Here is a 23,957-nt window from a genome sequence, read left to right as displayed (position 1 = left end):
CTGATGGGATCGCGAATCGTTGCCACCGGGCGCGCACTGCCGCGCACCGCGGTCACCAACCACGACCTCGCCCGGCACATGGATACTTCCGACCAGTGGGTCCGTACGCGCACCGGAATCGTGCAGCGCCACGTGCTGCGCGGCGGCGAGTCACTGGTTGATATCGCGGCCCAGGCCAGCCGCGTCGCGCTCGAGCGCGCGGGCATCCGCGCGGGCGAGCTCGACGCGATCATCGTCGGCACTGTCTCTTCCGAGTACGGCTTTCCGTCGTTCGCCTGCCAGCTTCAGGAGCGGCTGGGCGCCGACTCGATTCCGGCCTTCGACGTCGCCGCCGCCTGCTCCGGGTTTATCTACGCGCTCAGCGTGGCTGACAACGCGATGCGCGCCGGCGACTACTCGCGCCTGCTGCTGGTCGGCACCGACGCGCTTTCGACGATGGTCGATTGGAGCGACCGCGCGACCGCCGTGCTGTTCGGCGACGGCGCGGGCGCGGTGTTGATGGTCTCCGAGCCGGGGCCGCGCGGCGTGCTCGCGAGCCTGCTCCATTCGGCGGGCCAGTTCGCTGACCTCCTCTCGGTCCGCGCGACCGGTGTGCGCGCCACCTTGGACTCCGACGCGCGGCGGGCTGGCGACGACGCGATCAAGATGAAAGGTCCGGAGCTGTTCAAGATCGCGGTACGTTCGATCGAAGAGGTCACCCGCCGGGTGGTCGAGCGCGCGGGCGAGCGCCTGGAAAACGTCAAGCTGCTCATTCCGCACCAGGCTAATATCCGCATCCTCAACGCGGTGGCCGAGCGGCTCGGCTTCGGCCCCGAGCGCGTATTCACCAATATCGACCGCTACGGCAACACCTCGGCCGCTTCGGTGCCGATCGCGCTCGATGAGGCGCTCGAGGCCGGGCGCATCCACGACAACGATCTCGTGCTGCTCAATGCCTGCGGCGGCGGCCTGACCTGGGGCGCCAACCTGATTCGCTGGTAGCGCGGACGCGGGCGGCATCTTCAGATTGCTGATCGCGGCCCGCGGGCCCGTGCCACGGTGTTTCGCGTTACCACTCCGGGCCGCCTCGGCGCTAAAGTCGGGGCAACCCGGAGGCTGGCGATGGCGGAGCTCGGGATCGTCGAGGGAAGGCTCAGAGTCCGCGATGTGGAACTGGAGATGGTCCGTCGCGGGCGCGGGCCGCTGCTTCTGCTCCTGCATGGCGCCAGCGGGCTTGATCCCAATGGCGAATTTCTCGATTTGCTCGCGCGCCACTTCGAGGTGATCGCTCCGTCCCATCCGGGTTTTGGCAACTCGCCGCTGCCCGATCTTTTCGACAGCGTTGACGACCTGGCCTACGTCTATCTCGATCTGCTCGAGCAGTACGATCTGCGCGACGTCACGCTGGTGGGATTCTCGCTGGGCGGATGGATCGCGGCGGAAGTCGCCGTGCGCTGCGCTCATCGCCTGGCCCGCCTCGTCCTGGTCGGCCCGGTCGGAATCAAGGTCGGCGACCGCGAAACGCGCGACATCCCCGACGTCTTCGCGCTGCCGCCCGACGAGGTGACGCGGCTGCTCTATTACGATCCCAGGCGCCACGCGCCGGATTACTCCACGATGTCCGACGAGCAGCTCCGGATCGTCGCGCGCAACCGCGAATCGCTCGCGCTCTACGCGTGGGAGCCGTACATGCACAATCCCAAGCTGCGCTATCGGCTTGGCCGGCTGCGCCTGCCGACGCTGCTCATTCGGGGTGCGAGCGACGGGCTCGTCAGCCGGCCATACCTGGAAGGCTATTGTGCGGCGATTCCGGGTGCGCGGATGGAAGAAATCGCCGCGGCAGGGCATGTGCCCCAGGTCGAGCAGCCGCGCGCGCTGGCCGAGCGCCTCCTGGCCTTCGCGGCTGGCGCCGGGCGGAGTGAGCCATGAGGACCTGGTTCTTCACCGAGACTGCGTACCCCTATCTGCCCGACGAGTATGATTCGATCCGCGTCAAGCTGCCCAACCGGATCTTCGATCCGCGTATCGGCGCCGAGCTCTACCATCGCTATCTCGACGAGTGGTTGTACGCTGAAGAGATGGGCCTCGAGATCATGCTCAACGAGCATCATCAGACGGCGACCTGTCTCGACCCTGCGGCGCCGATCATGCTCGGCGTGCTCGCCCGCCAGACCAAGCGCGCCCGCCTGCTGATTCTCGGCAATCCAATCGCCAACCGCCGCCAACCCGTGCGCGTCGCCGAGGAGATGGCGTTGGTGGACAACCTCGCGCGCGGGCGAGTCGAGGTCGGCTTTGTGCGCGGCGTGCCGTATGAAATTTCGGCGGCCAACTCGAGCCCGGTGCGGATGAGCGAGCGCTTCTGGGAGGCGCACGACCTAATCCTCAAAGCATGGACGACCCACGACGGCCCGTTTAACTGGGAAGGTCGGTTCTTTCAGCATCGCCAGGTCAACATCTGGCCGCGCCCCTACCAGGAACCGCATCCGCCGGTCTGGATCACGGCGCTCAGCACGGGCAGCGTGCCGGCGGTCGCCGAGCGCGGCTACGTCGTTGCGACCTTCCTCACTGGCTTCGAAGTCGCAAAGAAAATCTTCGACACCTATCGCGCCGCCGCCTCGCGGCTCGGGCGCGAGACGCCGACCGACCGTCTCGCCTACGCCGCGCTGGTGTACGTCGGCGACACCGACGAGGACGGATTTGCCGGCGCGCGCAAGCTGATGTGGTATATCGAGGCCAACCGGGTCGCCCCGCAGTTCGTGATGCCGCCCGGGTACGCACCCGTCGAGGCGATGGTGCAAGCAATGCGCAAGACGGGCTCGCCCTATGACTTCAGCCATCTGACGCTGGAGCGGTTGATGGCGCAGGGCGTAGTATTCGCCGGCAATCCCGATTCGGTCTTCAAGCAGATCAAGACGCACTACGAATACGTCGGCGGCTACGGCCATCTGCTGCTGATGGGGCAGGCCGGTTTCCTCGACCATCGCGAAACCGTCGGCGGCATCAACCGTTTCGCGCGCGACGTCTATCCGCGGCTCCGGGAACTCGCCTGAGGCCGGCTTGCGCGAGATAGCTAAAGTTGTACTTTACATCGGACAACGGCCAGCGCGCGCCCGCTGCGACGCGCGTCTTCGGCAGAGGCGCTGATGCTTGACGGGCAGGTGAAGTGGCCGGAGAACGCCGCGCGGCTTTACCAGCAACTTGGTTGTTGGTGCGGCGAACCGATCGGTAACCGCTTCGATCGTTCGGTGGCGAGCAATCTCGAGCGGATCGCGGTCGTTGACGGCGAGCGCCGAGTGACCTACCGCGAACTGGGAGTGCTGGTGAACCGGCTCGCGCTCCATCTGGCGCGCCGCGGCGTCTCGGGCGGCCGGCGCGTCGTTTTCCAGCTGCCGAACAGCTTGGAGTGCGTGATCGCCTATTTCGCCTGTCTAAAGACCGGCGCGATCCCGATTGCGACCTTGCCGGCCCATCGCCACACCGAGATCGGCCATCTTGCGCGCTTCACCGACGCCTACGCCTGGCTTGTCCCGGATGAGTATCGGCGCTTCGATTACGTCGCGATGGCTACCGAGCTGCGCGGCGCACTGCCCGCGATGCGCGAGATAATCGTTATGGGCGCGCGCGCGGGGGCCGGGATGACGCTGCTCGCGGATTTGCTCGCCGATCCGATCGAGGACCGCGAACCGCTCTCCGCCCTAAAGCGGCTCATGCCGAGCGCCGACGAAGTCGCGGTCTTCCAGCTCTCAGGCGGGAGCACCGGCCTGCCCAAGGTGATCCCGCGCACGCACGACGACTATCTCTACAACTCGCTGCTGCTCGCCGCGAGCTCGGGCTTCGAACGCGACGGCGTGGCGCTGGTCGCGATCCCGATGATGCACAATTTTCCGCTCGCTGGCGCGGTGCAATCGGGGATGCTTTTCGGCGGGCGCGTCGTGCTGGCGCCATCGCCGGAGCCGGAGGTGATCTTTCCGCTGATCGAACGCGAGCGCGTGACGTGGATTTGCGCGGTGCCCGCAATGGCGGTGAGCTGGCTCAACCATCCGCGCTTCAAACACACCGATTTCTCCTCGCTGCGCTCGCTCGCGGTCGGCGGCCAGCGGCTCAATCCCGAGCCCGCGCGGCGCATCCTGAATCTAATCGGCCCGGTCGTGACCCAGGTGTACGGAATGGCCGAGGGGCTGTGCTGCTCGACCCGGCGCGGCGATCCGGAGGAGGTCGTCGTCAACACCCAGGGACGGCCGGTCTCGCCGCACGACGAACTGCGCATCGTGGACGACCAAGATCACGACGTCGCCCCGGGCGAAGTCGGCGAACTTCTCTGCCGCGGCCCCTACACGATCCGCGGCTACTACCGGGCCGCGGAGCACAATCGCACGGCCTTCACCGCGGAGGGCTATTACCGCACCGGCGATCTCGTCCGGATGCATCCGAGCGGCAACCTGATCGTCGAGGGCCGACGCAAGGACGTGATCAATCGCGGCGGCGAAAAGATCGGCGCCGAGGAGGTCGAGGATTTGGTGCTTTCGCATCCGGCCGTGCTCAACGCCGCGGTGGTCGCGATGCCCGACGCGGTGCTCGGCGAACGCGCCTGCGCCTACGTCGTCCTGCGGCCGGGCGCGCGGCTGACCTTCGAGGATCTGGTGCGCCATCTCGACGGGCGGCAGGTGGCACGTTTCAAGTTTCCCGAGCGGCTGGAGATCGTCGAGCGTTTTCCGACCACCGCCGTCGGCAAAGTATCGAAGAAGGACTTGCGCGCCGATATTGCCGCGCGGCTCGCGCGCGAGGCCGCCGCAAGGGGTGAGACGGTTCGATGAGCACGATAATCGATGAGATTCGCGAGGCCTACGCGCCGTTCGGTATCGCGGTCGAGGGCGCCGCGACCTACGGCACGTACTATCGGCTGCGATGCGCACGCTGCGGAGCGCCGCTCGGATCCGTCGGCGACCGGTTGCTGCCCGGGATGGCGCGCGAGCTTGTTGACGGTGAATTCGACCTTTACGCGACGGGGCTCGCCGGATGCGCCTGCGGGCATCAGGCCGAGCGCGCCCGCCTGCTCGATCCTGACCGGACGGCCGCCGCGCAAAGGCGGCTCGCTTAGCCGGCGTTCGCATGACCGCCCACCAGGGGGAGAAACAGCCCGCTTTGCATTGGCTCGCGGCCGAGCGCTAGATTCGAGGCAGCATCCGCTGCGCAACAGAAGGACACCGATATGGCCGCAAGCGACCTGACCGAAGCTGAACACGACGACGGCGTCGGCCGCCGCGGCGCGGGACGGTGGCCGTTTTGGACTGCGATCTATGCCAAGCGCGACCCGCTGCCCGAGCTTTCCTGCAAAGTCAGCCGCCCTGGGTACAGCTTCGACGAAGGCGACGAGTTGCCCGCCGAATACAAAGTGCTGCTGATGAAGATGCTGCGCCACGAAGGCGAGCGCGCGGGCAACAAGAGCTTCCTGGGTCTGATGGGCACGTGCCTGGAAGCGGCCGAGACCCTGGCGCCCGACGCCGAGGCGCGACTTATCAAGTCGGAGTACCTCGCTGAGGAACTCAAGCACGCGATCATGTTCCATCGCATCGCCGTCGGCCTCGATCCCGACTTCGCGTTGCGCGACGTACCCTACGCGCACTACGCTTTCCATCTGCCCAAGGAAACCTGGGCCGACGATGCGCTCTTCCATTTCCTCATCGATCTCAACGGCGCCTTCCATGCTCGCGACTGGCGCGAGTCGAGCTATGTCCCGCTGCGCAAGATTTCCCGCACGGTCGAGCGCGACGAGTTCGGCCATTCCGAGATGGGTTACCACTTTCTCGCCGCGATGTGCGCCGAGCGGCGCGGGCGCGCCCTAGTTCAGGCGCTGCTGCCCAAGTGGTACTCGGCGGCGCTCGACATGTTCGGCCGCTCGGACTCGCCCAACACGCCAAAGTTCATTCAGTGGGGGCTCAAGGGCGTGGGCAACGCCGAGATTCGCGCCGCCTACAAGGAGTACGTCGATCGCAAGCTACTTGCGCTCGGCCTCGACCTTCCCGACGAGCGCCACGGCCGCCGCTTCTTCTAAGGGCGCGCCGCAAAGCTCCATCAGCTCCATTCCCTCGCGCGGAAGTGCGTTGCGAAACTGGCAAACGTGCGGCACGTTTCCACGAGCTCCGGCAAGACCGTGCTCCCCTTCGCTTCAGGGAAGGAGCCGAGGGTCAGGTCGCACAATCGCGATAAGCTCGGATGCTCGATGAGCTCTTCAATCGCCGGGCGCTAATCGTCGTCGGCAAGGGCGGCGTCGGGCGCACTGCGGTCAGCGCGGCGCTGGCACTGGCGCGCGCAAGGCAGGACGCGCGGGTGTTGGCGATGGAGTACGACCGGATGGGGCCGCTGACGGCCGCGCTGGGGCGCGCCAAGCCCAGCCTCGTTCCAGTCGAAGTCGCGCCCCGGCTGTACGCGTTGGTTCTGGACGGCGCGCGCCAGCTCGAGGAGTACCTCGGCACGGTGGTGCCGAACCGCGCGCTGCTGAGGGCGATCGTTCGCAGCCGCGCCTATCGCTACTTCATCGATGCCGCGCCGGGGCTGCGCGAGCTGATTATCATCGGGAAAATCTTCCACGAGCTGGAGCGCCGGCCACCCTCGCCGCCGTGGGACCTGATCGTGCTCGACGCGCCGGCCAGCGGCCAGGCGCTGAGCCTGTTCCGGATGCCGCTTGCGGCGCATCAGACTTTCGGCGGGGGCGTCGTCGGACGCGAAGCGCATAATGTGGCGAGCTTGCTGCGCGACCCGCGCCGCTGCGCCGTGGTGCTGGTAACCGCGCCCGAGCCGTTCGCCGTACGCGAGACCTTGGAAACCTATCACGCGCTGCGCGAGATGGGGCTGACGCTAGGCGCGGTCGTCTTCAACCGCACGCGCGCGCCGCGCTTCGATGCTCCGGCGGCGGCGCGACTGGTGCGGCGGCCGGCGCTGCGCGCCGCGGCGCCACATCTGGACGAGCTCTGCGCGCTGGCGCGCGCCGAGCTCGCGCGCGCGGCCGCGGAACGCCGCGCGATCGCGCTGGTGGCGCGGCGTACCGGCGCGCCAGTGATCCGGCTGGCCGAGTGCGCTGGCGCCGAGGCGGGCGAACTGGTGCGCGCGCTCGCGCGCCAGCTGGTCGCGCCCGCCTCAGCGCCGGGCGCGGGTGGCGCCGGCGCCCGTGCCCGGCGCTGAGGCGCTGGAAACCGCATCGGCCGACCATTACGCTTTAAGCACGCGCCTCGAAGCGGCTGACAAGGCCCTTGTTGGTGCGTGCCTGCGCCGAATTGCCGGCGCGTCCCCGGAGGACCGATGAGCGCAGCTGCAACTCCCGCCGCGGAGGCGAAGAAAAAGTCGCGGCCCCGCGAGCCCTGGATCATCCGAACCTACGCAGGCTTCGGCGACGCCCGCCAGGCCAATCGCCGCTTTCTCGAAAACCTGCGGCAAGGCCAGCGCGGACTCTCGATCGCCTTCGATCTGCCCACCCAGAACGGCTACGACCCTGACGCGCCGGTTGCCGCCGGCGAGGTCGGCAAGGCGGGCGTCTCGATCTGCCACTGGCGCGACATGGAGGACCTGCTCACTGGCATCGACCTTGGCGCGATCAACACCTCGATGACGATCAACGCGACCGCGCCGTTTCTGCTCGCGCTTTACCTGGCGGTCGCCGACAAGCGCGGGGTGCCGTGGAGCGCGCTGCGCGGCACGGTGCAGAACGATTTGCTTAAGGAATTCGTCGCGCGTGGCACCTCGATTTTCCATCCTGAGGTTTCCCTGCGCATCTCGACCGAGCTCATCCGTTTCGCGGTCGAACGGGTGCCCAACTGGAACCCGATCAACTGCTGCGGCTATCACTACATGGAAAGCGGCGCCGGCCCGGCCGAGGAGATCGGCTACACCTTCGGCAACGCGCTGATCATCCTTGATGCGCTGCGTCCGCAGCTCAGCGCCGCGGCCTTCGAGCAGACCGTGCGCCGCATCTCGTTCTTCATCAACAGCGGTCTCGAACTGGTGCCCGAGATTGCCAAGGTGCGGGCCTATTTCAAGCTCTGGCGCGAGCTGTGCCGTGACGAGTACGGAATCGACGGCGTGGCGTTCCGGGCGGGGTGCCAAGTGCGCTCGCTGACGCTGACCGAGCGCCAGCCCGAGCTCAACATCATCCGTATCGCCTACGAGGCGCTGCCGGTGGTGATCTCGGCGGCGGCGCGCGTCAACGCGCTGCAACTGCCGGGCTTTCGCGAGGCGATGGCGCTGCCGGACCAGGCCGAGCAGACGCTCAGCCTGCGCACGCAGCAAATCCTGATGTATGAGACCGGGCTTGCGGAATGGGGCGATATCTTCGAAGGCAGCAAGGTGGTCGAGAAGCTGACCGACGAGACCGCCGCGCGCGCCCGCGCAATTGCGCATACGATGCGCGAGGCGGGCTACGCGCGCGCGATCGCGATGGTTAGCGCGGAGCTGACGCGCCTGCTTGCGGAGCGCCAACAGCGGCTGGAAGCCGGCGAGATCGTTCAGGTCGGCGTCAACGCGTTTCTCGACGAGATCGGCCTGGCGCCGCCCGCCGCGACCGCCGACAGCGGCGCCACGCACGAGACGCTCGAGCGCGAGCGCAAGGAGGCGCTTGCGCGATGGCGCACCGAACGCGACGCCTCGGCGGTCGCCCGCGCACGCGAGGCGCTGGAGCGCGCCGCCGCCGCCGCCGCGGGCATCATGGAGCCGACGCTCGAGCTGGCGCGCGCCGGCGGCACGGTCGGCGAATGGGCCGCCGCGATCGAGCGCGCGACCAACGGCCGCTATACGCCGCCCGTGCTCGACCGCCGCGCCGCGCTGGCCGCACTCGGCGTGCCGCGCGCCCCGCGTCCGATCCGCGTCGCACTCGGCAAGGCCGGTCTTGACGGCCACATCAACGCGGTCAAGCTGCTCGCGCATGCCTGCATGCAGGCAGGGATGGAGGTCATCCTGGCCGGCTTCAAACAGACGCCGGCCCAGATGGTCGAAGCCGCGCTCCAGGAAGACGCCGAGGTGCTCGCGATAAGCTCGCTCGCCGGCGCCCATCTCGCGATCGCCCGCGAGACGCTCGCGATGCTGAAGCGGCGCGGCGCGGGCGACGTCAAGCTGGTGATGGGCGGCATAATTCCGGCCCGCGATTGCCAGGTGCTGTTACAGATGGGCGTGCGCGCGGTGTTCACTCCCAAGGACTCCGACCTGGGCGAAATCGTACGGCGCATTATCGAAATCTGCGCGGGAGTGCCCGGCTAGCTCGCGATACCGGCGAGCGCACGCTGCGACCGGGAGCTTGGGTGAGGGCGCTGCGATGAGAAGCCGACGTCCGGTTTTGATTTGGAGTGTCGTCAGCGCACTGATGGTCGTGGCGGCCGCGGCGCCGGCGGCAGCGGTCGAAGCGCGCCCGTGGCTGTGCCGCGACAAGCCGGTGTTCTCTTCGAATTCGGCGATCAGCTACGGGGTCGCCAACCGCGGGGACCGGCGATGGCGGCTGTTGCTGATGCAGTTTGAGCCGGGCGGCGCGCACGACGGCTTCGCCGTGATCGCCACGCGCGATGTGGCGCCCGCCGCCGCCGTGCGCGGCAGTCTCGCTGCGGGGCGCTATTACGCTGTCGGGATGTACCGCCGGGGCGGGAGATGGATCTGTCCGGGTTACACGCAGGAGAACGAGCAGCCGCCGGCGGGCGCGCTGAGCCAAATCTGTTACGGCGACGACCCTTCGGATTGTCCGCTCACGTTTAGCGTGTTTCCCGCCGCCGGCGCGACCGCGCCGCACTGAATACAGGGCTTCGACGGGATACCTGCCGATGATGCCCGCCGGCCCCGTACTCTGTCGCTATCCCACTCTCGCGCCGGACGTTCGCTGAGCCACAGCCGCAGATCAAAGCGGAGGATAAGAGGCATCGGGGGCGGCCGCTGGACCTGCGCGAGTTTCGTCTGCGGACCGCACGCGGGCCAGGCCGCGAGCGCGTGCGGCAGAGGGTTCAGGGGCCGACCTGGACGCACGCCGACGCGAAGTTGTCGAACTCACGCTGGACCAGGTAGAAATTGCCGTTCCACATCTGGTTGGCGGTGCCTCCGTCCCAGCCGAGGGTGCCGTAGTCGTAGGCACAAAGGTCGCCGATCTCGTTGCCTTGCGCTGTGTACCACGCGTTGAGCAGAGGGTCGGTTATCGCTTCGGTCAACTCGTGACTGACGATCGTCGTCGCGTCGTCCGCGTCGGCGTCAGAATTTGGAGAGGGCACGCTGTTGCTTTGGCAATAGTTGGGATCCGCGTATGGGATGTTGGCATAAATGATTGCGGTGCCTGCCGTTGTCCCGACGTGGCCGTGGTATCCGCAATAGTCGGTGTATGCGCAGTACGTTCCCGAGATGTCAGTGAGACAGGAGCCCTCTCCCAGCGAAGTAAAAAGCATAAACATGTTGGTGAGCCCGACCGGCCACCCCTCGAGCGCGATGATTTTTTTGATCTCGTTGCGGATCTGCTTGTCGCTCAGGCAGTTGCCCGGTGTCACCGCGTCCGAGCATCCTGAGGCAGGATAGGGCGAGGTATCGAGGAATGCGCCTGCGAAGGCTCCGGCGTTATGGATAAACTTTATGGTGGGCGTGAGCTGATAGTACTGGGTATTGTTGTTGTCGATTCCGTGGCCGGGATAGTCGGTGAGAAATCTTCTGATCAGCGACCGATAGGAAGAAGACATGAACGTCGATGTGCCGTCCTGCAACTTCGACGGCAACCAGAAGATTGCGTAGGTTTTTGCCTTGGGCATGATCGGGCCGCCGTTATAGACCAGCGGTCCAGGGTCAGCAAGCAACGGCATCAGCGCCTTTGCGCGGGCCGGCGCCCGAAGGATGTGAACGCGAGATTCGCCGGTATTTATGGTCAGCGGAGACGCGTTTTCCTGGGCGTAGGCTTGCGCTAGCCAAAGCGGAAAAATTACGAGAGCGCCGACCGTAAGAGCTGCCACGACCTTGGTTAGTTTTCCCATCAACCCCCTCCCGTCCATCATCGATGGCTGAAAAGCTTTGTGCGGGACTCTTTACTAGCAGTGGATCCAAGCCGACTTAATTGCGCAATCTCCCCAAAACCTCTCCTTTCTTCTGAATTCTCGCTCTTATAGACGAGCGCACTGTCGACCTCAAGTCTTAGAGGCCACTTGACTGCATAAAAACCGCCTGGTCCGGCAAGCGAACGCCGGAATGCGCCGCCGGCTTCCGTCAGCCAGAGCGACAGTCCCTACAGAGCCTACCCGGTTGGATTTGGAGGATGAGGTTGGAGGCGGCGAGCGGATTCGAACCGCTGAATGGAGGTTTTGCAGACCTCTCCCTTAGCCACTTGGGTACGCCGCCCGGCTGGCACAAATTCTAGCCGAGCGTGAACGGTAACACACGCCGCGTGGGGCGGCAATTTTGCGCAGGCCGCGCAAAGCGTGGCCGGCGCCTCGCCGACGGGCGCTCAACCGCCCGCGGCGGACTTCGCGGCCGGCGCGGGGGCCTGAGCGGGAGCGCTGCCGGGCGGCGCGCCGCCGCTTGCGAGCTTCTGTAGGGCGGCGACGTCAATTTTGGCTTCGGCCTGGTTGGCCACCGCTACCAGCAGCATTGCGTCCGGATGCAGATACTTCTGCGCGACGCGCTGAACGTCGGCCTTGGTGACCCCCTCGATCAGTTTCGGGTAGCGATCGGCGTAGTCGAGGCCCAGGCCGTAGAGCTCGACTTGGAGCATGAAGCTTGCGATCGCGCTCTGGCGGTCGATCTTCAACGGGAAGCTGCCGATCAGGTACTTCTTGGCCGAAGCCAGCTCGGCGTCGCTGACCGGATGCTCCTGGATTTCGCGCAGTTGCGCGAGGATCAGGCGCAACGCCTCGTTGGAGCTGCGGTTTTTGGTCTGGGTGACGACCGTAAACGAGCCCGGGAATTTGCCGGTTTCGAAACTGCTGGATATTCCATAGGCTAGGCCCGCCTTGCTCCGTACGACCTTCATCAGGCGCGAAGCGAAGCCGCCCGCGCCTAGGATGTAGTTCATTACCTGGATGCGGTAGAAGTCCGGATTGGAGCGCGCGATTCCGCCCGCGCCCAAAATGAGCGTTGCCTGGACGATGTTGCGGTTGATCAGCGTCGAATGGATGCCCTGCGGCACGGCCGGTGCGGTCGGCTCGGGCTGCGGCGCTACCGACCCGCTGAGCGCGGCGAATTCGTTCTCCAGCTTGGCCTTGATTTCGTCGGGCTCGACGTCGCCGACCACCGCGATTACCGCGCCGCCCATCTTGTAATGCGAGCGGTAGAACTCGCGCACGTCGGCGGCAGTCAGCCTGGCGACCGACTCGGCCGTGCCCTCGCTCGGATGGCCGTAGGGTGTGTCGCCGAAGAGCGCCTTGCGAAAGGCCACCCCCGCGACGTAGCCGGGCTGCTCCTCGTTAGCCTTGATCGCCGCAACGCGCTCGTCGCGCTTGCGCGTGATCTCGGAATCACGCAGCGCCGGCGCGGTGAGCGCCGCGGCGAGCAGATGGAGGGTCTGACCTTCGTACTTCTTGAGCGAAGTGAAACCGGCTTCGGCGTAATCGGGGCCCGCGCTCACCGAGACCGAGCTGCCCATGAAATCGACTCTCTGGTTGAACTCGGCCGCGCTCAGCTCCTTGGTTCCGAGCGTCAGGCAACTCGCGGTCAGCGCGGCGAGTCCGGCCTTCCCTTCCGGATCGCGCCGCGAGCCGGCGTCAAAGGCGATCTCCATCGTGACCATCGGCAACTGATGCTGCGGCGACACGAGCAGGACCGCGCCGTTTTTGAGTACCGAGCGCTTGATCTCGAGCGCCGCGGCCGGCGCCGCCATCGTCGCCAGGACCATCGCGGCGCCAATCGCCACGCACAGAACGTCTCTCGCCTGCCTCATCGCACCACCCCGCCCGTCATGCGCCAAATCGCGTTCGCCGCGGGCGCGATCGCCAACGTCGAGGGCGCTCGCGCTGCCACCGTCGCGCCCGCCGGCAGCGCCGGCGCGTGATGCACCGGGCCGCCGGGGCCGCCACCGCCCTGCTGATGGGGCAGCACGCCGGTGGGCACCAGCACGCCGAGCGTGCAGTTGCTTTTGACCAGGTACTTCTTTGCCACGCGCTGGACGTCGGCCGCACTGACCTTGTCGATCCCGGCGAGATAACGGTCAACCAGATGGTAGTCGCCCAGCATCTCCCATACCCCGAGCTGGAGCGCCTCGGCGAAGATCGAGTCTTGGCCGAAGACGAAAGCCGCCTGCTCGAGGTTCTTGGCTTTCTGAAGCTCTTCGGCGCCGACCGGCTTGGCCTTCATCTCCTCGACCACGCGGTCGGCCTCGGCGATCGCGTCCTCGGTCTTTACCCCGGGGCGCATCTGCGCGGAGACCCAGAACAGCCCGGGGTCGAACGTAGTCATGTCGTAGCTCGCCGACGCTTCGACCACCATCCGCTTGTCGAGCACCATCGCTTTGTACAGGCGCGAGCTCTTGCCGTCGGAGAGCAGCTCTGAGAGCACTTCGAGCGCGAAGGCGTCCTGTGCGTTGGTGCGATAGTTAGGCACGTGATAGGCCTCGCCGAAGGCCGGCAGGTTGGCGGCGTGGCGCAGCACGATGCGGCGCTCGCCCTGCTGGGGCGGCTCGACCTCGACCACCGGTGGCGGGTTGGGGCCGTTCTTGATCGGGCTAAAGGACTCGGCGACCTGCTTGAGCACCTTGTTGGCGTCGAAGTCGCCGACCACGACGACGAGCGCGTTCTGCGGCGAGTAGTACACCGCGTGGTACTTGAGCGCGTCGTCCAGCGTGAGGCGCTGGATGTCCTGCATCCAGCCGATCACCGGCCAGTGGTAGGGATGCTCGATGAAGGCCTGGGCCTGGGTGACCTCGCCGAGCGCGTCCTCGGGATTGTCGTCGGTGCGCATCCGGCGCTCCTCGGCCACGACCGCGCGTTCGGCGTCGAAGCCCTTGGGAGCGAAATTCGCCATCCGGTCGGCCTCCAGGCCGATCGGTACGTCGAGGTGCTCGTGGTTGATGACCTCGAAGTAGTCAGTGAAATCGGAGCCGGTGAACGCGTTATCCATCCCGCCGTTCTCCTGGATGATGTTGGAGAACTCCTCGGGCCCGTACTTTTTGGTGCCACGGAACATGAGGTGCTCGCACAGATGCGAGATGCCGGTCTTGCCGAACTGCTCGTTGCGCGAGCCGACCCGGTAGAAGACGTTGAAGGTCGCCACCGGCGCTTTGTGATTCTCCAGCACGAGCACGCGCAGCCCGTTGGGGAGGGTTTGGCTCTTGACCGCTTCGCTGATTCCGGCGCGGGCGCCGCTTGCAAGGCCGAGCCACAGCAGGGCGGCGAGCGCCAGGCTCAGCGCCGGGCGCGGCGAACGACGACGATTTACGCTGTGCATGATCTCTAGCAGTTAAGACCCGGCCCGGCGCGCGGTCAAGCGACGGTTGGCCGGTCGTCGCATCGCTCTCGATGACACGCGCGGTTGTTCCCGCGCCGCGTCCGCCGCGTAACCCAAATTGCATCGCAGGTGCGGGATTTGTAAGAATGGCCGGTAAGCCGATGGCCGACACGCCGTCTCAGGACCGCCCGCACGCGCTGCACGAAATCAAGGGCGTACTGACGAAGTTCATGCGGATGCTCCATCCGCAGGAGTTTCGTCTCGACTCGATCGCCAATTGCGGCCCGATGCTGGCTTTTCATTATCCGCTGCTCGCCGGCGAGATGATTCATCTGCCCGAGCAGGTGGAAGCGCTCGCGCCGCCGGCATCGGCCTACGACTACTATTTCGTGATCGCCGCGCATCTTGCCGGCCGCCACGAATTCGGGACTTTCAACCTGCGCCTGGCCGACCTCTCCGGCTTCGAAGACCGCGGCGAGACCGGCGTGGAGGCGATCGAGAGCTTTGTCGGCGCCTTTGCCGACCCGACGCTGGGCGGCGCGCTGATGCGGCTGTGCGAGGCGGTGCGGGTCGATGCCGAGCTGGCGCGCCGCTATCGCGGGCTTGCCCCGCGGGTCGCCCGGCTCAATCGCGCGCTGGCCGAGCGATTGAGCCCGCGCGCGCTGAGCACGATACTGGTGCGGGCGGCGCTCGGCTTCGAGGATGCCGGTGAGGATCCTTCGGCGATGGCCTTCGCCGCGCATGCGGCCGAATTTTTCACCCCGCTGCGCGCTGCCGGCGCCGACGTCGTGACGAGCGCGCGCCAGGCCGCCGCGCTCTACCAGTGGCTCCAGGATCTGATTGAGGCCGCCCGCCGCACGGGCGCCGCCGAGGGCCTCGACGGCGAGGCCGACGCGTTGCGCAACGACCTTATCGGCAGCCTCGAAAGCGCCGACGGCCAGGGCGAGGGCGAGGGCAGCAGCGAAGGCGAGGGCGAGGGCGAGACCAATCAGAACGTGCGGATGGAGGCTGCGGGGCGTCCGTCCAAGGGGCGCGGCGGCCGTCCGCTGTCGCCCGAGGAAATCCGCAAACTGCTCGAGCAGGGCGCGCAAATCAAGCCGGCGGAGGGCGAGGGCGAGGCCGACGGCGAGGGCATGTACCTCACCCAGCTTACCGGCAAGCAGGCGCAGGACCTCGAACAACTGCGCGAGCAGCTCGGCGAGATCGGGCCGCTGTCAAACCACGGGCGGCTGGTCCTGATGCACGGGCGCGGGCAGGATTCCTACTACGCTTACGACGAGTGGGACTACGTGCTCGCCGATTACCGGCGCAACTGGTGCCGGCTGCGCGAGGTCCAGCTCAGCGGCGACGACAGCGATTTCTTTGCCCAGACCCTGGCGCGCTACTCCGATCTGCTGCCCCAGGTGCGCCGCCACTTCCAGCGCATCCGCCCGGCCTCCTACCGCATGGTGCGCGGGCTGGAAGACGGCGAGGAGCTCGATCTCGAGCGGCTGGTCGAGACGCGGGTGGCGCGGCTGATGGGTGAAAGCCCCGATCCGCGCGTCTATCGCGCGCGCAAGAAGGAGTCGCGCGACGTCGCTACGCTCTTCCTGCTCGACATGTCGGCCTCCACCGACGAGCCCATCCATCGCGAGACCCGCAAGGCCGGCGCCGCGGGCGACGATGACACCGACGACTGGATGAAGGTCTGGCAGCGCCGCCCGCAACAAAGCCAGCGCCCGCGCCGGATCATCGACGTCAACAAGGAGGCGCTGGTTATTATGGCCGAGGCGCTCGAGGAGATCGGCGACGCCTACGCGATCATGGGCTTCTCTGGCCACGGCCGCGACAACGTCGAGTTCTACGTCATCAAGGAGTTCGGCCAGGAGCTGAGCGATGAGGTCAAGGCGCGGGTCGGCGCGGTCGAGCCCAAGCGCTCGACCCGGATGGGCGCGGCGATCCGGCACGTGCGTGAGAAGTTCAAGGACGTCAGCTCGCGCGCCAAGCACGTCATCCTGCTGAGCGACGGCTTCCCCCAGGACTTCGATTACGGCCACGACCGCCGCTCCAACGCCTACGGCATCCAGGACACGATGGTGGCGCTCAAGGAGCTCGAGATGGCGGGTGTGCTGCCGTTCTGCATCACGGTCGATCGCACCGGCCACGACTACCTGCGCCAGATGTGCTCGGCCTCGCGCTATCTCGTGATCGAGGACATCGCGGCGCTCCCGCGCCAGTTGCCGAAAATTTACGAACAGGTCGTCCGCTGGTAGGCGCACGCTGGCTGCGCCTTCACACCCACCAGCTTCGTTCATACTCACCGGCTTATCGATCCTTGTAATCGCGCGACGCATCTGCGATCACCGGGGGCGAGGACGACGCTGATGGCCAAGGTGATGATCGAAGCCGCAATCAACGGCAACGCGATGCGCACGCTCAACCCCAACATCGCGTACAGCGCCGAGGAGATCGCTGCCGACGCGGTAGCGACCTGTCGCGCCGGCGCCGCGCTTATCCACTTCCACGTGCGCGATCCGCAAAACGGCCGCTGGGTGCACGACGTTGCCTACTACGCCGAGGTCTATCGGCGCGCGCGAGAGGAGTGCGAGGCGCTCCTGTGGCCGACCTTTCCGCTCGACGGCGAGCCCGCGGCGCGCGTGCGCCACTTCGTCGAACTTTCCAGGGATCCGGCGACCAGGCCCGACCTCGGCGGCGCCGACATGGGCTCGGTCAACCTCGCCAGCTACGACCCGCAAACCAAAAAGCTCTCCCGCGGCGGGCTCATCTACTGCAACTCCTACGACACCTGCCGTTTCTTTCTGGAAACGATGCGCGAACTCGGGCTGCGGCCGACGTTGCAGATTTTCGATCCCAGCTTTCTGCGCGCGGCGCTCGTTTTTCTCGACCAGGGCCTGCTCAGCGAGCCGCTGCTACTGAAGTTCTACCTCGGCGGAGCCGAATTGCCGTTCGGCCTGCCGCCGACGCTCAAGAGCCTCGAGGCGTATCTCGACATGCTGCGCGGGGTGCGCTGCAACTGGTTCGCGGCGACGCTGGGCGGCGACAATCTGCCGATGGTGCCGCTCATCGTGAGCCTGGGTGGCCACGTGCGCGTGGGCCTGGAGGATTTTCAGTACGCACGCGCCGGCCGCCTCAGCAATCCCGCCCTGGTCGAGCGCGCTGCGGCGACGATCCGTGCCATGGGCCACGAGGTTGCCACTCCAGCCGAGGCGCGCCGGATGCTCGAGGTGTAAGCGCGCACCGCCTGCCTTGGCCAGGAAAAGGAAGCAAGCCAAACCGCCGCCACTGAGCGATGCGCAGCGCGCCGCGCTCGCGGGCATCCGGCGGCGGCGGCGATGGTTCTGGGGATGGGCGGTTTCCTATCTGCCGGTCGGCTACGTTCTGATGCGCGGGAAGTGGCAGGCCGCTTTCGCCGGCTTCGTCGTGGTCTGGACCGCGGCGTTGGCTTTTTCGGTGATTCGCCTGCGCGCGGCGCGCTGTCCGCGATGCGGCGCGCCGTTTCATGCAAAGCGCAGCGAGCGCGGGTGGACGCTCGGGATGACGCTCGGCCGCCGATGCCTTAGCTGCGGACTTGAACTCGGCGCCGGCCGCACTGCGACTCGCGCCTGAGCGCTCAGTGCTTACGCGCCCGGGCCATCAGACGCGCGCGCAGCTTGGCGTCGGCGGCCACGTCGATCGCCGTCCATGCCATCGCGAGCGCACCGTCGAATACCGCACGATCGGCGGCCTCGGTCACGCAGCAGGCGGCGAACTCGGGCTGATGGTTGACCGCGGGCAGCGAGCTGATGCCGATCACCGGATGGATGGTCGGGAAGACCAACGATACGTTGCCCATATCGGTCGAGCCGGCGGCGCGCCCGATGTCGGCGTTGGGCGCCAGGAAAAAGCGGCCGAGCGCCTCGCCATTGCGCTGGTAGATCGCCGCCAGCTCCTCGTCGCTGACCAGGTTGGCGTACGGCTTGCTGCCGCCGACGATCTCGAGCCGGGCGCCGGTGGCGAGCGCGCCTGCCTCGAAGCATCGTTGCACTCGTTCGCGGATATGCTCCATCTCGTCGAGGTCGCGCGCGCGCACGATGTAGCGCGCGGTGGTATGCGCGGGGACCACGTTGGGCGCGTCACCGCCCTTGGTGACGATGCCGTGGATACGGTCGGTGGTGCGGATGTGCTGGCGGAGCAGCCCGAGAGCGACCTGCGCCACCACCAGCGCGTCGGCGGCGTTGATCCCGCGCTCGGGAAAAGCCGAGGCGTGCGCCTCCTTGCCCGTATAGGTGATGTCGAGCTGCGAGAGCGCGACGAACGGCGGGATCGCCATGTCGACCGGCGCCGGATGAACCATCATCGCGAAGTGCGTGCCGTCAAACGCGCCGCGCTCGAGCAGCAGCACCTTGCCCGGGCTGTCGCCGACCTCTTCGGCGGGGGTGCCGAGCACCGTCACGCTCAGGCCGAGGTCGTCGGCGGCCTTGGCCAGCGCGATGCCCGCTCCGGCCGCCATCGCGGCAATCATATTGTGCCCGCAGGCGTGGCCGATCGCGGGCAGACAGTCGTACTCGGCGCAGATCGTGACATGCAGCGGGCCCGAGCCGGCGCGCGCCACGAAGGCGGTCGGCAGTTGACAGATTCCGCGCTCGACCGCGAAGCCGGCGCCGTCGAGGGTCTCGCACAGCCATCCACACGCGCGCTCCTCTTCGAAACCGAGCTCGGGATGGGCGTGGATGCGGTGGCTGAGGTCAACCAGTGCCTGGCGATGCCGTTCCAGTGTCTGGCGCGCTACGTCCTTGGCGTTCATGCAGTCCCCCCCTTGTCGCTCGACGCAAACCGGACGCTAATGGCGGCCGGCGCTTCGGGTCTATGGATCGCGATCCGGAACGCGTAGGTCCTTTCCGGTCATCTCGGCCGGCGCGGCGATTTCCAGGATGCCGAGCAGGGTCGGCGCAACGTCGGCCAGCGTGCCGTGTCTGAGGCCACCCTTGTAGGCGGGGTCGGCGAGGATCAGCGGTACGGGGAAGGTTGTGTGCGCGGTATGCGCCTGACGGGTCGCCGGGTCCGCCATGAACTCGGCGTTGCCGTGGTCGGCGGTGATGAGCGCGACGCCGCGCGCGCGCTCGACCGCCTCTACCACAACGCCCAGCGCGGCGTCGGTCGCCTCGACCGCCTTGACCGTGGCGTCGAAGTTACCAGTGTGACCAACCATGTCGGGGTTGGCGAAGTTGATCACGATAACGCCGAAGTTGCCACCCGCCACCTCCGCCGCCGCGCGCTCGGCGATCTTCGCCGCTTGCATCGCGGGTTCGAGGTCGTAGGTGGCGACCTTGGAGGACGGGATCAGCACGCGCTCCTCGAGCGGGAACGGCTTCTCGACGCCGCCGTTGAGGAAGTAGGTTACGTGCGCGTACTTCTCGGTCTCTGCGATGCGCAGGTTGCGCACGCCCGCGCGCGCGAGCACTTCGCCCAGCGAATTGCGCACGTCCTCGGGCGGAAAAGCCAGCGGCAAGCCGAAGGTGCGATCGTACTCGGTCATGCAGACGTAGCCGATCCGCGGGAAACGCGAGCGCTTGAAGCCGCTGAAGTCGTCGAGCGCCAGCGCCGCGGTGAGCTGGCGCGCGCGGTCGGCGCGGAAGTTGAAACATACGACCTGGTCGCCGTCGTCAAGCGGCGCGCCGCCCGCGATTACGCGCGGCTCGACGAATTCGTCGGATTGGTCCGCGGCGTAGGCGTGCTCGAGCGCCGCGCGCGCGTCGCGTTCGGCAATTCCCTCGCCCAGCACAATCGCGCGCCAGGCGCGCTCCGTGCGTTCCCATCGCTTGTCGCGGTCCATCGCGTAGTAGCGCCCGCTGACCGTCGCCACCCGGCCGCATCCGAGGCGCTTCAGCTCGGCCTCAAGCGCATTGATAAACGGCAGCGCCGAGCGCGGCGGCTTGTCGCGCCCGTCGAGCACCGCGTGGACCGCGATACGGCGCAAGCCTTCGCGCGCCGCCAGGCGCAGCAGGGCGAGCAGGTGATCGATATGGCTGTGCACGCTGCCGTCGGACAGCAGGCCCCATACGTGGAGCGTGCGGCGGGCGTCGCGCGCCCGATGAATCGCGCCGAGCAGCGCCTCATTGCGCGCGAAGGCGCCGGTCTCGATCGCCTTCGTGATTCGCATCACGTCCTGGTAGATCACGCGGCCGGCCCCAATCGTCAGATGGCCGACCTCGGAGTTGCCCATCACGCCCGGCGCAAGTCCGACCGCCTCGCCCGAGGCGTCGAGTTCGGAGTGCGCACGGGAGCGCCACAGGCGATCCATGGTAGGCGTGTGTGCGGCGGCGATCGCGTTGGCCTCGCGTTCGGGGCGCAGGCCCCAGCCGTCGAAGATCACCAGGACAGCAACCGGCGGCCGGCTCATCGCGCGCCCCTGCCGCGGCTCATCGCCGCCGCGCCCGGATAGACCGCGCGGGTGCCGAGCTCCTCGGCGATGCGCAACAGGCGGTTGTACTTGGCGGTGCGCTCGCCGCGGCTCATCGAGCCCGTCTTGATCTGGCCAACGCCGGTGGCCACCGCAAGGTCAGCGATGGTCGTGTCCTCGGTCTCTCCCGAGCGATGAGAGACGACCGAGGTGTAGCCAGCCGCGCGGGCCATCTCGATCGTCTCGAGCGTCTCGCTCAGCGTGCCGATCTGGTTGAGCTTGATCAGGATCGAATTGCCGACCCGCTCGCGGATGCCGCGTTCGAGCCGCCGCGGGTTGGTCACGAACAGGTCGTCGCCGACGAGCTGAACGCGCTCGCCCAGCGCGCGTGTCAGAAACTGCCAGCCCGCCCAGTCGTCCTCGGCCAGGCCGTCCTCGATCGAGACGATCGGGTAACGGTCGAGCCAGTCGGCCCAGAAGCGCACCATCTGCTCGGCGTCGCGCGCGCGCTTGTCCGAGCGGGCGAAGACGTAGCGGCCGTCCTCGCAGAACTCGCTCGAAGCCGGATCGAGCGCGAGGGCGACGTCGGCGCCCGGGCGATAGCCGGCCTTGGCGATCGCTTCGAGAATGACCTCGATCGGCTCCTCGTTGCTGCGCAGGTTGGGGGCGAAGCCGCCTTCGTCGCCGACGTTGGTTGAATGGCCGCGCCGCCGGAGCACGCCGGCGAGCGCGTGAAACACCTCGGCGCCCATCCGGACCGCCTCGGCGAACGACGGCGCACCGAGCGGGACAATCATGAACTCCTGCATGTCCACGCTGGAGTCGGCGTGCTTGCCGCCGTTGAGCACGTTCATCATTGGGACAGGCATCACACTCGCGTTGGGGTTGAGATAGCGATAGAGGGGGAGACCGGCGGCGGCCGCCGCCGCATGCGCGGCCGCGAGCGAAACGCCGAGCATCGCGTTGGCGCCGAGTTTGGCTTTATTCTCGGTCCCGTCGAGCGCGATCAGCCGCTCGTCGAGCGCGCGCTGTGCCACGGCGTCCGCGCCGCGCAGCGCTGCCGCGATAGGCCCGTTGACGTTGGCGACCGCGCGCGTCACGCCCTTGCCGCCGAAGCGGCGGGGGTCGCCGTCCCGCAGCTCGAGCGCTTCGTGCACCCCGGTCGAAGCGCCCGAGGGCACCGCCGCACGCCCCAGCGCGCCGCACTCCAGCCGCACGTCGACCTCGACCGTGGGGTTGCCGCGCGAGTCGATGATCTCGCGCGCGCGGATATCAGAGATCGTGGTTGAAGACATCGCGAAAGCCTCAGTCAAAACAAAGCAGGAAACGCAATGGTGCGAAAGCTTTTTGCGGCCACAGCAGGCCCGCTCGACGCGCGCGGACCGGTTCTCCGCGGCGAGTGCGGCATTGCGTGCGATTGACTTTCGCGAAGTTCGAAGCGGCCTATGCTGCGCGCCGCACGTCCGTGGCCAGCACGCGCTCGGCCACCGGCGTGAACATCGCTGCGAACACGCCCTGAATGTCGATCGCGTCGCTGATGAGCATCTCGGTGGTGCCGGCGCGCTGGCGCAGCGCGTCGATGCTGGCCTGGATGTCGTCAGTTTCGATCTCGTACAGCGCCAGATAGCGATGCGGCCGGGGAGCGTCGTTGAGCTGCGGTCCCGCCAGCTTGAAGCGCTGCGCGGCGACGAAGCCGGGCACCCGGAGCACGTCGGGTACGTGCATCTTGTCGTACCACTCGTTGAACTCGGCTTCTTTACCTGTGGTGGGATTGCTCAGGACGACCAAGGTGTACTTCGCCATCGGACGATATCCCCCTCCTTAAAGACTCCAAGACGCCAGGCACTACCTTGTCGAAGCGCGATTCTACGCTCCATTACGGCGCATGTCTATGCGCATTGTATCCCAAATTAGACAAAAATTCCGGTTAATTAAATTGAATGGACTGGTCGCGACGCTCAGAGGTTCCGGTCAGACCGCGCCTTGCTCGCGCAGCGCGGCGATTTCCTCCCAGGTGTAGCCGAACTCGAGCAGGATCTCTTCGGTATGTTGCCCCATCTCGGGCGGCGGCGGCGATTCGGCGCGTACCTCGCCGTTGAAGCTGATGGGCGTGCCGGAGACGAGCACGCGTCCGGCGGTCGGATGGTCGAGTTCCTGGATATAGCCGTTGACGCGCGCCTGTTCGTTTTTCAACAACATCTGATAGTCGGCGACCTCGGTGACCAGGATGTCGATCGCGGTGAGCGTATCGAGCCACTCCTTGGTCGTCCTGGTCGGGAAGATCGCGTCGAGCACTTCGATCATCTTCCAGCCGTGAAAGTTGCGCGTCGGGTTGTCGAACTGGGGGTCGTTTTCGAGATGCTGGATTCCGAGCGCGCGGCAGAAATTTGGCCAGCGCTTGTCATCAACGCCGGCGATGCAGATCCATCCGTCCTTGGTTCGGTAGGCGCCCCATACCCCGTGCAGGAACTGATGGCCGCGGCCGGCACGCAAGGTGTCCTTGCCGCTCATCGAGACGAAGTCCAGCTCGAAGCCCTGCATCGCGATGAGCGTGCCGAAGATCGAGGCGTCCACCCGCTGGCCTTTGCCCGTGCGCTCGCGCGCGAAGAGCGCGCCGAGCACGCCTGCGGCCAGGCTCATCGCGCCCGAATGGTCGGCGATCGCGATTCCCGCCGCCAGCGGTGGATCGTCGGGCATCCCGGTCTTCGCCATCAGGCCGCTCGCCGCCTGCGCCAGCGTGTCGCGGCTCGGCCGTCCGACCCACGGCCCCTTGGGTCCCCACGAGCTCGCCTGGGCGTAGACGATCTTCGGGTTGTCCTTGAGCAGGTCTTCGAAGCCGAGGCCGAGCCGATCGAGCACACCTGGGCGGTAGTTGGTGAGGATCACGTCGCACGACCTGGCCATCCGATGGATCAGCGCGACGCCACCGGGCTTCTTGAGATCGACGGTGATGCTGCGCTTACCGCGGTTCATGGCGGTGAAGTAAAACGACACCTCGGGGTTCTTCGCCTCGGGTCCGCCGATGAGTCCGCAGGTCAGCCAGCGGCTGAGGTCGCCGGTCTCGCGGTTTTCGATTTTGATCACGTCGGCGCCCATGTCGGCGAGCACCAGGGCGGCGAACGGCCCCTGGATCTCCTGTCCGATCTCAATCACCTTGATGCCTTCCAGCGGTTTGCTCATCGCGATGCGACTCCCGTTGTATGGTCTTGGCGGCGGCGCCCGC

General features: G+C 67.0%; 20 protein-coding genes and 1 tRNA gene. 12 read left to right on the top strand and 9 right to left on the bottom strand.

Annotated elements, in window-relative coordinates; genetic code table 11:
• Positions 1–3: 3 nt before the first annotated feature.
• From VFB33_00710 to VFB33_00670, 9 genes are all read left to right on the top strand, one after another.
• Positions 4–981 (top strand): beta-ketoacyl-ACP synthase III, encoded by a 978-nt coding sequence (locus VFB33_00710; GenBank protein ID HZO80187.1) that lies wholly within the window; start codon positions 4–6, stop codon positions 979–981.
• Between the two features lie 120 nt (positions 982–1,101).
• Complete coding sequence (locus VFB33_00705; GenBank protein ID HZO80186.1) at positions 1,102–1,908, top strand: alpha/beta hydrolase; 807 nt, start codon at positions 1,102–1,104, stop codon at positions 1,906–1,908.
• Positions 1,905–3,029: an LLM class flavin-dependent oxidoreductase gene (locus VFB33_00700; protein HZO80185.1), complete on the top strand. Its 1,125-nt coding sequence runs from the start codon at positions 1,905–1,907 to the stop codon at positions 3,027–3,029. The genes VFB33_00705 and VFB33_00700 overlap by 4 nt, the downstream gene beginning before the upstream one ends.
• Positions 3,030–3,122: 93 nt before the next feature.
• Positions 3,123–4,793 carry an AMP-binding protein gene (locus VFB33_00695; protein ID HZO80184.1) on the top strand — a complete coding sequence of 557 codons (1,671 nt, stop codon included), beginning with the start codon at positions 3,123–3,125 and terminating at the stop codon, positions 4,791–4,793.
• On the top strand, positions 4,790–5,077 hold the full coding sequence (locus VFB33_00690) for a hypothetical protein (protein HZO80183.1): 288 nt from the start codon (positions 4,790–4,792) through the stop codon (positions 5,075–5,077). Before VFB33_00695 ends, VFB33_00690 begins: the two co-directional genes overlap by 4 nt.
• Before the next feature lie 111 nt (positions 5,078–5,188).
• The gene (locus VFB33_00685; protein HZO80182.1) at positions 5,189–6,031 is read left to right on the top strand and encodes a Phenylacetic acid catabolic protein; all 843 of its coding nucleotides are present in this window, start codon (positions 5,189–5,191) and stop codon (positions 6,029–6,031) included.
• A 161-nt stretch (positions 6,032–6,192) separates the two neighbouring features.
• Positions 6,193–7,158: an ArsA-related P-loop ATPase gene (locus tag VFB33_00680; GenBank protein HZO80181.1), complete on the top strand. Its 966-nt coding sequence runs from the start codon at positions 6,193–6,195 to the stop codon at positions 7,156–7,158.
• 117 nt (positions 7,159–7,275) lie between these two features.
• Positions 7,276–9,222 carry a methylmalonyl-CoA mutase family protein gene (locus VFB33_00675; GenBank protein HZO80180.1) on the top strand — a complete coding sequence of 649 codons (1,947 nt, stop codon included), beginning with the start codon at positions 7,276–7,278 and terminating at the stop codon, positions 9,220–9,222.
• 55 nt (positions 9,223–9,277) lie between these two features.
• A complete protein-coding gene (locus tag VFB33_00670; GenBank protein HZO80179.1) occupies positions 9,278–9,745 on the top strand; it encodes a hypothetical protein in 468 nt (155 codons plus the stop codon).
• 205 nt (positions 9,746–9,950) lie between these two features.
• Here the strand turns inward: VFB33_00670 and VFB33_00665 are convergent, their stop codons facing one another.
• The 4 genes from VFB33_00665 to VFB33_00650 all read right to left on the bottom strand — a co-directional run bounded on the left by VFB33_00665 (position 9,951) and on the right by VFB33_00650 (position 14,355).
• Positions 9,951–10,787 carry a hypothetical protein gene (locus VFB33_00665; protein ID HZO80178.1) on the bottom strand — a complete coding sequence of 279 codons (837 nt, stop codon included), beginning with the start codon at positions 10,785–10,787 and terminating at the stop codon, positions 9,951–9,953.
• 453 nt (positions 10,788–11,240) lie between these two features.
• Positions 11,241–11,316 (bottom strand) — tRNA-Cys (locus VFB33_00660).
• A 106-nt stretch (positions 11,317–11,422) separates the two neighbouring features.
• Positions 11,423–12,853 (bottom strand): pitrilysin family protein, encoded by a 1,431-nt coding sequence (locus VFB33_00655; GenBank protein ID HZO80177.1) that lies wholly within the window; start codon positions 12,851–12,853, stop codon positions 11,423–11,425.
• Positions 12,850–14,355 (bottom strand): pitrilysin family protein, encoded by a 1,506-nt coding sequence (locus VFB33_00650; GenBank protein HZO80176.1) that lies wholly within the window; start codon positions 14,353–14,355, stop codon positions 12,850–12,852. The genes VFB33_00655 and VFB33_00650 overlap by 4 nt, the downstream gene beginning before the upstream one ends.
• A 146-nt stretch (positions 14,356–14,501) precedes the next feature.
• Here VFB33_00650 and VFB33_00645 point away from each other — a divergent pair, with 146 nt between their 5' ends.
• The 3 genes from VFB33_00645 to VFB33_00635 all read left to right on the top strand — a co-directional run bounded on the left by VFB33_00645 (position 14,502) and on the right by VFB33_00635 (position 17,961).
• Positions 14,502–16,607, top strand: a complete 2,106-nt coding sequence (locus VFB33_00645) for a VWA domain-containing protein (protein HZO80175.1) — start codon at positions 14,502–14,504, stop codon at positions 16,605–16,607.
• 111 nt (positions 16,608–16,718) lie between these two features.
• Positions 16,719–17,585: a 3-keto-5-aminohexanoate cleavage protein gene (locus tag VFB33_00640; protein ID HZO80174.1), complete on the top strand. Its 867-nt coding sequence runs from the start codon at positions 16,719–16,721 to the stop codon at positions 17,583–17,585.
• 16 nt (positions 17,586–17,601) lie between these two features.
• Positions 17,602–17,961 (top strand): hypothetical protein, encoded by a 360-nt coding sequence (locus VFB33_00635; GenBank protein ID HZO80173.1) that lies wholly within the window; start codon positions 17,602–17,604, stop codon positions 17,959–17,961.
• Positions 17,962–17,965: 4 nt separating this feature from the next.
• Here the strand turns inward: VFB33_00635 and VFB33_00630 are convergent, their stop codons facing one another.
• The 5 genes from VFB33_00630 to VFB33_00610 form a co-directional block, all read right to left on the bottom strand.
• Positions 17,966–19,138, bottom strand: a complete 1,173-nt coding sequence (locus VFB33_00630; GenBank protein ID HZO80172.1) for a M20 family metallopeptidase — start codon at positions 19,136–19,138, stop codon at positions 17,966–17,968.
• A gap of 60 nt (positions 19,139–19,198) precedes the next feature.
• A complete protein-coding gene (gpmI, locus tag VFB33_00625; GenBank protein ID HZO80171.1) occupies positions 19,199–20,734 on the bottom strand; it encodes a 2,3-bisphosphoglycerate-independent phosphoglycerate mutase in 1,536 nt (511 codons plus the stop codon).
• Entirely contained in the window at positions 20,731–22,029 is a 1,299-nt protein-coding gene (gene eno, locus VFB33_00620) for a phosphopyruvate hydratase (GenBank protein ID HZO80170.1), read from the bottom strand. Before eno ends, gpmI begins: the two co-directional genes overlap by 4 nt.
• Before the next feature lie 148 nt (positions 22,030–22,177).
• The gene (locus VFB33_00615) at positions 22,178–22,537 is read right to left on the bottom strand and encodes a hypothetical protein (GenBank protein HZO80169.1); all 360 of its coding nucleotides are present in this window, start codon (positions 22,535–22,537) and stop codon (positions 22,178–22,180) included.
• A 168-nt stretch (positions 22,538–22,705) separates the two neighbouring features.
• On the bottom strand, positions 22,706–23,914 hold the full coding sequence (locus tag VFB33_00610) for a CoA transferase (protein ID HZO80168.1): 1,209 nt from the start codon (positions 23,912–23,914) through the stop codon (positions 22,706–22,708).
• Positions 23,915–23,957 lie beyond the last annotated feature (43 nt).

This window comes from Candidatus Binataceae bacterium (assembly GCA_035650475.1).
Lineage (GTDB): Bacteria > Desulfobacterota > Binatia > Binatales > Binataceae > JAKAVN01.
Note: the sequence above shows the minus strand (reverse complement) of the source record. Positions and strands in the feature narration are given on the sequence as shown.